Below are 9,814 nucleotides of genomic sequence, written 5' to 3' on the forward strand. Positions count from 1 at the left end.
GACGGTCTCCCTGGTCGGCGGGTCAGTGGCGGGCGCCGGGCCGGCCGAGCCCGCCCTCGATGAGGGCGAACAGCTCGTCGGCGCCGGCCTGGTCGATGCGGTCGCGGACCCCGCCGGGTCCGGGCGAGCCGTTCTCCGGCGGTGGTGGCGCGCCGAACCCGGCGAGCAGGTCGCGCAGGCGCTGGGCGACCTCCTCGCGTGCGCCGTCCCCGGCGGGGACGGCCGCGAGCACCTGCTCCAGCCGCGTGATCCCGGACAGCGCCGCCTCGCCCGCGTTCCCCGCGACCTGCCCGAGCAGGTGATCGGTGAGCGCGTCGGCGGTGGGGAAGTCGAACACCACCGTCGAGGACAGGCGGAGCCCGGTGACCGAGCGCAGCCGGTTGCGCAGCTGCACGGCGGTCAGCGAATCCAAGCCGAGATCCTTGAACGCCCGGTCGCCGGCCGCGAGGCCGTCGGCGCCGGTGTGCCCGAGCACGGTCGCCAGCTCGGCGCGGACCAGCGCCGACGCCAGCTCCCGCTGCCGCTCCGGGCCGGCGCGCCGGACGCGGTCCGCCCACGCCTGGGCGGCGGGATCCGGCGCGGTGCTCGTGCCGAGCGGGCGCGGGGGCCGGACCAGGCCGTGGAACAGGGGCGGCAGCTCGTCGAGCCGGTCGCGCAGCGCGGCGAGGTCGAGCCGCGCCGGTACGGCCAGCGCGTCCGGATGCCGCAGCGCCAGGTCGAACAGGGCCAGACCGTCCTCATCGGACAGTGGCACGACGCCGGTGCGGCGCAGCCTCGCCCGGTCCTGCCCGGTCAGCTCGCCGGTCATCGCGCCGGTTGCGGCCCACAGGCCCCAGGCGAGCGAGACCGCGGGCAGGCCCGCCGCGCGGCGCCGGGCGGCCAGCGCGTCGAGGAAGGCGTTGGCCGCGGCGTAGTTGCCCTGGCCGGGGTTTCCGGTCACCCCGGCGGCGGAGGAGAACAGCACGAACGCGTCGAGGTCGGTCCCGGCGGTCAGCTCGTGCAGGTGCCAGGCCGCGTCGGCCTTCGGGCGCAGCACCTTCGCGAGCTGGTCCTCGGTCAGCGAAGCGACCACGGCGTCGTCCAGGACCCCGGCGGCGTGCACGACCGCGATCAGCGGGTGCTCGGCCGGGACGTCGTCGAGGACGCGGGCGAGCGCGTCGCGGTCGGCCGCGTCGCACGCGACGACCGTGGCGCCGGCTCCGGCGTCGGCCAGCCGCGACACCAGCTCCGCCGCTCCCGGCGCGTCCGGGCCGCTTCGGCTGAGCAGCAGCAGGTGCCGCACCCCGTGCTCGGTGACCAGGTGCCGGGCGACGAGGGAACCGAGCGCGCCCGTGGCGCCGGTGACCAGCACGGTGCCTTCGGGCCGCAGCGGCCGCGGCATGGTCAGCACCACCTTGCCGGTGTGCCGGCCCTGGCTGAGGAACCGGAACGCGGCGGGCGCGTGCCGGACGTCCGCGGCGGTCGTGCGCACCGGCCGCAGGACACCGGTCCCGAAGAGCGGGCCCAGTTCCGCCAGCAGTTCCCGCAGCCGGTCCGGCCCGGCGGCCATCAGCTCGAACGCCCGGTACCGCACGCCCTCGTGCGCGGCCGCGACGGTTTCCGCCTCCCGCACGTCGGTCTTGCCCATCTCCACGAACCGCCCGCCGCGCGGCAGCAGCCGCAGCGACGCGTCGACGAACTCCCCGGCGAGCGAGTCGAGCACGACGTCCACGCCCTCGCCGCCGGTCGCGGCCAGGAACGCGGGCTCGAACCCGAGGTCGCGCGAGGAGGCCACGTGGTCGTCCGGCAAGCCGAGACCGCGCAGGACGTCGTGTTTGCCGGGGCTCGCGGTGGCGTAGACCTCGGCGCCGAGGTGCCGCGCGACCTGCACGGCCGCCATGCCGACCCCGCCCGCGGCCGCGTGGATCAGCACCCGCTCGCCCGCCCGCAGCCCGGCCAGGTCCCTCAGCGCGTAGTACGCGGTCAGGAACACCACCGGCACCGACGCCGCGGTCGCGAAGGACCACCCGCCGGGAATGCGGGTGACCAGGCGGGCGTCGGCCACCGCCAGCGGCCCGAAGCCGCCCGCGAACAGCCCGGCCACCCGGTCGCCGGGGGTCAGGTCCGCCACGCCGGGGCCGACCTCGGTGACCACTCCCGCGCCTTCCAGGCCGAGCTCCCCGGCCTCGCCGGGGTAGAGGTCGAGCGCGTTGAGCACGTCGCGGAAGTTCAGCCCGGCCGCCCGCACGGCGATCCGGACCTGACCGGGCTCCAGCGGTCCGTCCGCGCCGGACGGGACCAGCTCCAGGTTCTCCAGCGCGCCCTTCGCCCGCGTCGCCAGCCGCCACGCGTCCGTACCCGGGGGCACCGGCAGCGCGTCCTGCCCGGTCACCCGGGCGAGCCGGGCCGCGCGGACCTCGCCGTGGCGGATCGCGAGCTGTGCTTCGCCGGCCCGCAGCGCCGCGCCGAAGCCGGCCTCGCTGCCGTCGCTGTCGACCAGCGCGAACCGGCCCGGCGCCTCGGACTGGGCCGAGCGCACCAGCCCCCACACGGCGGCCTGCGCCGGGTCGTGCCCGCCGTCGAGAGGATGGACCGCGACCGCGCCCCGCGTGCGGAACACCAGCGTGGCGTCGGGACGGTCGCCGGCCGGCCAGTCGCGCAGGCGCCCGAGGACGTGCCGGGTGAGGGCGTGGGTGCGGTCGGGGACGTCCAGGCCCGCGCCGAACGCCGAGACGTCCTCGACCTCGAACTCGCCGTCCTCGGCGGACCCGCCGGTGGCGAGCGTCGTCCAGTGGAGGCGGTGGAACGCGTCGGAGACGAGGTGCCCGCCGCCGGGAAGCGAGCGGACGACGAGGGAGTCCACGGTGGCCACCGGCGCACCGGCCGCGTCCACAATGGACAGCTCGACGGCGTCCTCGCCGCGGCGGGTCAGCCGGACACGCAGGACACCCGCCCCGGCGGCGTGCGCCGCGACGCCCTGCCAGGTGAAGGGCAGCCGCACCTCGGTCAGGTCCCCGGCGAGGCCGAGCGCGTGCAGTGCCGAGTCCAGCAGCGCCGGGTGGAGCACGTGGCCGTCGCCGGGCTCGACCCCGTCGGGCGCCATGACCTCGGCGAACAGGTCGTCCCCGAGGCGCCAAGCCGCGCGAAGGCCGCGGAAGGCCGGGCCGTACTCCAGCCCGATCGCGGCGAGTTCGTCGTGGAGCCCGTCGATCGCGAGCGGCTCGGCGTCGGCGGGGGGCCAGGTCAGGGGATCCGGTGCCGCGGTGGGCAGCGGGGTGAGAGTGCCCGCCGCGTGCCGGGTCCAGCCGGTGCCGTCGCCGTCCGAATGGACCGACACCGTGCGGCGCCCGTCGTCGCCGGGCTGGCCGACGACCACCTGGATCGCGGCGCCGTCCCGGTCCGGCACGACCAGCGGCGTCTCCAGCGTCAGTTCCTCGACGCCGGCACAGCCGGTCTTGTGGCCCGCCCACAGCGCCAGGTCCAGCAGCGCGGTGCCGGGCAGCAGTACCCGGCCCCGCACGACGTGGTCGGCGAGCCAGCCGCGCGCCGGGACCCGGCCGGAGAACACGGTCTCGCCCGTGCTCGCCACCGTGGTCGTCGCGGCCAGCAGCGGGTGCGCGGCCTCGGCGAGGCCCGCGGCGCGGACGTCGCGGGTGCGGCCCGCTGCCGGATCCGCCCAGAACCGCTCGGTCTGGAACGCGTAGGTGGGCAGGGCGACCGGGCGCGCCGGATCGGCGGGCCAGTCCAGGTCCACCGGCCGCCCGCACAGCTCCAGCCGGCCCAGCGCCAGCAGGAACTCCGCCGGGCCACCGTGGTCGCGGCGCAGGGTGCCGAGCACCGCGGCCGCCTCGGCGCCCGCCGCCTCGGCCGTGTTCTCGATGCCGGGCACGAGCACGGGGTGCGGGCTGACCTCCACGAACAAGTCGTGCCCGTCGGCCAGCAGCCGCCGGACCGCGTCCTCGAACCGCACCGTGCCGCGCAGGTTCTCGAACCAGTAGCCGGCGTCGGCCCGCCCCGGCTCGCCGACGTGACCATCCACAGTGGACAGAAACGGGACGGTGCCCTCCCGCGGGCGCACCTCCGCCAGCACCTCGGCGAGCCGGTCGCGCACGCGGTCCACGTGCGCGGAGTGCGAGGCGTAGTCCACGCGGATGCGCCGGTGCCGGATGTCCCGCGCGGCACAGCGCTCCGCGAGCGCCGCCAGGTCACCGGGTGAGCCGGAGACCACGACCGCCGCCGGGCCGTTCACCGCCGCCACGGACAGGTCGCCGGTCAGCAGCTCCCGCACCTCGTCCACGGGCCGGGCCACCGACATCATGCCGCCGTGCCCGGCGAGGGCGTCGCGGATCACCTGGCTGCGCAAGGCCACCACGCGGGCGGCGTCGTCGAGCGAGAGCACACCCGCCACGCACGCGGCCGCGATCTCACCCTGCGAATGCCCGATCACCGCCGCCGGAACCACGCCCGCCGCCTCCCACAGCGCCGCGAGCGAGACGAGCACGGCGAACAGCACCGGCTGCACGACGTCGACCTCGTCCAAGGTGGGCGCCCCGTCGTCGCCGCGCAGCACCGCGAAGAGGTTCCAGCCGACATGGCGGCTCAGCGCCGTCGCGCACTCCGTCATCCGCTCCGCGAACACCGGACGCGTTTCCAGCAGTTCCAGCGCCATCCCGGCCCACTGCGAGCCCTGCCCGGGAAACACGAACACCGGCGCCTGCCCGGCCGTCACGCGGCCCGCCACGAGGTTCGGCGCACTGCCGCCCTCGGCGAGCGCGGTCAGCGCGGCGGTGAACTCCGCGTGCTCGCCGCCGACCAGCACCGCGCGGTGCTCGAACCGCGCCCGGCCGGCGAGCGCGTGGCCGATCTCGTACGGGCTCGCGTCCGGCGCCGCCGTGAGCAGGTTGCGTGCCTGGTCTCGCAGCGCCGCCTCGGTCCGGCCGCTGAGCACCCACGACACGGGGCCCGTGGGCACCTCTGGCGGCTCGGGAGCCGCGGGTGCCTCTTCGACGATGAGGTGCGCGTTCGTGCCGCTCATGCCGAACGACGACACGCCCGCCCGGCGTGGCCGGCCGGTGCGCGGCCACGGCCGGGCCTCGTCGAGCAGGGCGACGGTGCCGTCCCAGTCGACGTGCGGGCTGCGCGGCTGCGAGCGCAGCGTCGGCGGCAGCTGTTCGTGGGCGAGCGCGAGCAGCATCTTGATCACGCCGCCGACTCCCGCGGCGGCCTGGGTGTGCCCGAGGTTCGACTTCAGCGAGCCCAGCCACAGCGGCGACTCCGGTGAGTGCGCGGGCCCGTAGACCGCCTGCACCGCCTGGGCTTCGATCGGGTCGCCGAGCGGGGTGCCGGTGCCGTGCGCCTCGACGGCGTCCACTTCGGACGGATCGACACCCGCGCCGGCGAGCGCGGCGCGGATCACCCGCTGCTGCGACGGGCCGTTCGGGGCGGTCAGGCCGTTCGAGGCGCCGTCCTGGTTCACCGCGGAACCCCGGATCACGCCGACGACGTGGTGGCCGTTGCGCCGCGCGTCGGACAGCCGCTCCAGCACCAGCACCGCCGAGCCCTCGCTCCAGTTCGTGCCGTCGGCCTCGGCCGAGAACGGTTTCGCCCGCCCGTCGGCGGCGAGCCCGCGCTGGCGGCTGAACTCGGTGAAGATCGTCGGCGTGGCCAGCACCGAAACGCCGCCCGCGAGGGCGAGTGTGCACTCGCCCTGCCGCAGGGCCTGCGTGGCGAGGTGGATCGCGACCAGCGAGGACGAGCAGGCGGTGTCGACGCTGACCGCCGGTCCTTCCAGGCCGTAGGTGTAGGAGACGCGGCCGGACAGGATGCTGGCCGAGGTGCCGGTGAGGCGGTAGCCCTCGGTGTGCTCGACGGCGGCGTCCGCGACCGCCGCGTAGTCGGTCGAGCTGGTGCCGACGAACACGCCGGTCCGGCTGCCGCGCAGGGTGTCCGGCACGATCCCGGCGCGCTCCAGCGACTCCCACACCGTCTCCAGCAGCACGCGCTGCTGGGGGTCGGCGGCCCGGGCCTCGCGCGGGTTCATGCCGAAGAACCCGGCGTCGAACCGGTCGGCGTCGTGCAGGAACCCGCCGTGGCGGGTGTAGCTGGTGCCGGGGTGGTCCGGGTCCGGGTCGTAGAGCGCGTCGAGGTCCCAGCCGCGGTTGCCGGGGAACTCGGTGATCGCGTCGGTGCCGGTGGCGAGCAGCCGCCACAGGTCCTCGGGGGACCGGACCCCGCCGGGGAAGCGGCAGCCGATGCCGACGACCGCGATCGGCTCGTCCGCCGGGACCCCGGTTCCCGCGGGCACCGGATCCGCGGCGGCCACTTCGGGCGCGAGCAGGCCGTCGACGAACCGGGCCAGCGCCTCGGGTGTCGGGTGATCGAAGATCAGCGTGGACGGCAGCGTGAGCCCGGTCGCGGTGGCCAGCCGGTTGCGCAGCTCGATCGCGGTGAGGGAATCGAAACCCAGTTCCACAAAGGGCTTTCCGGACGGCAGGGCCTGCGGCGACTCGTAGCCGAGCACGCCCGCGACCTCCTCCGACACCAGGCCGAGCACCAGGTCGCGGCGCTCCGCCTCGCTCGCCGCCGCCAGGCGGGTGCGGGCGCTGCTCTTCCGTCGCCTGCCCGGCCGGGCGGGGGTGCGCACCAGTCCGCTCAGGACGGCCGGAAGGCTGTCGCGCGCGGCCAGCGCCTGCAGGGCCGGGACGTCCAGCGGGGCCGGCACCACGACCGCGCGGTGCGCGTCCAGCGCGGCGTCGAACAGGGCCAGGCCCTGGTCCGGGGTGATCGGTGCGACACCGGTCCGCGACAGCCGCGCGGCCGAGGCCTCGTCCAGGTCCGCCCCCATCCCGGCGCCCGTCCAGAGTCCCCAGTTGAGCGAGAGGGCGGGGAGTCCTTGGCTGTGGCGGGTCTGGGCGAGGGTGTTGAGGTGGTTGTTGGCGGCGGCGTAGGTGGTTTGGGCGGGGTTGCCGAGGGTGGCGGCGAGGGAGGAGAAGAGGATGAAGTGGTCGAGGTCGTGGTGTCGGGTGAGGGTGTGGAGGTGGTGCGCCGCGGTGGTTTTGGGGGCGAGAACCGTGGCGGTGCTCTCGGGGGTTTGGTCGGTCAGCAGGGCGTCGTGGCGGACTCCGGCGGTGTGGATGACGGCTCGGATGTCGAGGTTGTCGAGGGCGGCGCTGAGGTCGTCGGGGTTGGTGAGGTCGCAGGCGCGGATCTGGACGTGTGCCCCGGCTCGGGTGAGTTCGTCGAGCAGTTCGGGGGCGCCGGGGGCGTCGAGGCCGCGACGGTTGAGCAGCAGCAGGTCACGGACCCCGTGCGTCCGCACGAGGTGGGACGCCAGCGCCGCCCCGAGGCCACCGGTGCCGCCGGTGATGACGTAGGTCCCGCCGGTGCCGCCGCGCAGCGCACGCGGAACGGTCAGCGCGAGCTTGCCGACGTGCCGCGCTTCGCGGAAGAACCGGAACGCCTCGGGTGCCTCCCGGATGTCCCACGCGGTCACGGGGAGCTGGTGCAGCACCCCCGCCTCGAACAGCCGCACGAGATCACCGAGCATCTCCTGGACGCGCTCCGGCGGTGCGTCGGCCTGGAGATCGAACGCGCGGTACGCCACGCCTTCGTGAGTGGCGGCCACGTCGCCGGCGTCGCGGAGGTCGGTCTTGCCCATCTCCAGGAAGTGGCCGCCGCGGGGCAGCAGCCGCAGTGACGCGTCGATGAAGTCCCCGGCGAGGGAGTTCAGCACGACGTCCACGCCGCGCCCGCCGGTCACCTCCCGGAAGCTCTCCTCGAAGTCCTGTGTGCGGGAGGACGCGAGGTGGTCCCCGGGCACGCCGAGCTCACGCAGCACCGGGATCTTCCCCGCGCTCGCCGTGCCGAAGGTGTCGACTCCCCAGTGCCGGGCGAGCTGGAGCGCGGCCATCCCGACGCCGCCCGCGACCGAGTGCACGAGCAGCGTCTGCCCGGCCTCGATCCCGGCGAGGTCCCGCAGCCCGTAGTAGGCCGTCAGGAACACCACGGGAACGACGGCGGCCTCGGCGAACGTCCAGCCCTGGGGGAGCCGCGTGACGAGCCGGTGGTCGGTGACCGCGACCGGGCCGGCCGCGCCGGGCACGAGCCCGAACACCCGGTCGCCGGCGGCCACCCCGGTGACCGCGGACCCGACCTCCAGCACCACCCCGGCCGCCTCGCCGCCGATGACGGCTTCCTCGCCGGGGTAGACGCCGAGCGCGATCAGGACGTCGCGGAAGTTCAGGCCGGCCGCCCGCACGCCGAGGCGGATCTGGTGCGGCAGCAGGGGTTCTTCCGTCTCCGGCGCGGGGACGAACGCGAGGTTGTCCAGGGTGCCCTTCGCCGTGACCCCCAGCCGCCACGGCCCGTCCGGCACGGGCAGCGTCCGGTCGGCCGCGCCGAGCCGGGCCAGGCGGGCGAGGAACACCTCACCATCCCGGACCGCGAGCTGCGGCTCACCGGTGGCGAGCGCGACGGAGAGCGCGGTCTCGGCCTCCTCGCTGCCGTCGACGTCGACCAGGACGAGGCGGTCCGGGTGCTCGTGCTGCGCCGAGCGGACCGCGCCCCACACGGCCGCACCCGCGAGCGTGCGGATGTGTTCTCCCGCGCGGGCCTGGACGGCGTTTTCGGTGACGACGGCGAGCCGCTTGCCCTCGTTGCCGGCCAGCCAGGTCTTCAGCGTGTCCAGGATCGCGGTGGTGGCCTCGACGGGATCGTCCACCGGCTCCGGGCGGTGGATCTCGAAGCCCTCGGCGGGCCGGGCCGGAAGGTCGGTGACGGGGAGCCAGTCGAGGGTGAACAGGGAGTCGGCGACCCCCGGCGCGAGCTGCCCGGCGGCGGCTTCGCGCACCCGCAGCTCGCCGACGGCGCCCACGGCGTTGCCGTCCACATCGGACAGTGCGATCGACAGGACGTCCGCGCCGGTGATGGTGATCTTCACGCGCAGGGTGGCGGCGCCGGGCTCGCCGACCGTCACGTCCCGCCACGAAAAAGGCAGCCTCGGCGGCGCGTCGGGAGAGCCGCTCGCGGCGACGGCGTGCAGTGCGGAGTCCAGCAGCGCCGCGTGGAGGGCGCACTGGGCGGCATCGTCCACGAGCGACTCGGCCAGGGAAACCTCGGCGTAGACGTCAGCACCCTGCCGCCAGGCCGCTTGGAGGCCGCGGAAGGCGGGACCGTAGCGGTAGCCGCGTGCTTCGAGGTCGTCGTAGTGCCCCTCGAGGTCGATCTCGGTCGCTCCGGCCGGTGGCCATTCGGTGGCCCGCCAGGTGCCGGGGACCGCGTCGGCGGCGAGGGTGCCGGTGGCGTGGCGGGTCCAGGGGCCGTCGTCGGATGCGGAGTGGATGGAGACGGGGCGGCGGCCGGTGTCGTCGGGTTCGCCGGCGACGACCTGGATCCGGACCGGTTCGTCGATCCGGAGGGCGCGTTCCAGCGTCAGCTCGGCCACGTGGGGGCAGCCGGTCTCGGCTCCGGCGTGCAGGGCGAGGTCGAGGAGGGCGGTGCCGGGCAGGAGGGTGGTGCCGAGCATGGTGTGGTCGGCGAGCCAGGGGTGGGTGGTGGTGGAGAGGGTGCCGGTGAGGATGTGGTGGCCGCTGGTGGCGTCGGTGAGCGTGGTCTGCAGGAGCGGGTGGCTGTGCCGGGTGGTGGTCGCGGGGGTGGCGTGGAGCCAGTAGCGGTGGTGCTGGAAGGGGTAGGTGGGGGCGGGGCGGGGCGGTTGCCGCGGGATGAGGTGGTGGGGTTTGCCGGCGCCGCGGGTCCAGAGGGTGGCGGCGGTGGTGAGGAGGTGTTCGGTGGTGTGGGTGTCGCGGCGGAGCAGGGTGTGGGTGGTGAGGCCGGTGTG

Annotated in this window: 1 protein-coding gene; it reads right to left on the bottom strand. The window is 75.8% G+C overall.

Annotated elements, in window-relative coordinates:
• Window positions 1-22: 22 nt before the first annotated feature.
• A partial coding sequence (locus ACGFMK_RS34515; RefSeq protein ID WP_392772317.1) for an SDR family NAD(P)-dependent oxidoreductase occupies window positions 23-9,814 on the bottom strand: 9,792 nt, incomplete at its 5' end.

This window comes from Amycolatopsis sp. NPDC049252, from assembly GCF_043197175.1.
Taxonomy (GTDB): Bacteria; Actinomycetota; Actinomycetes; order Mycobacteriales; family Pseudonocardiaceae; genus Amycolatopsis.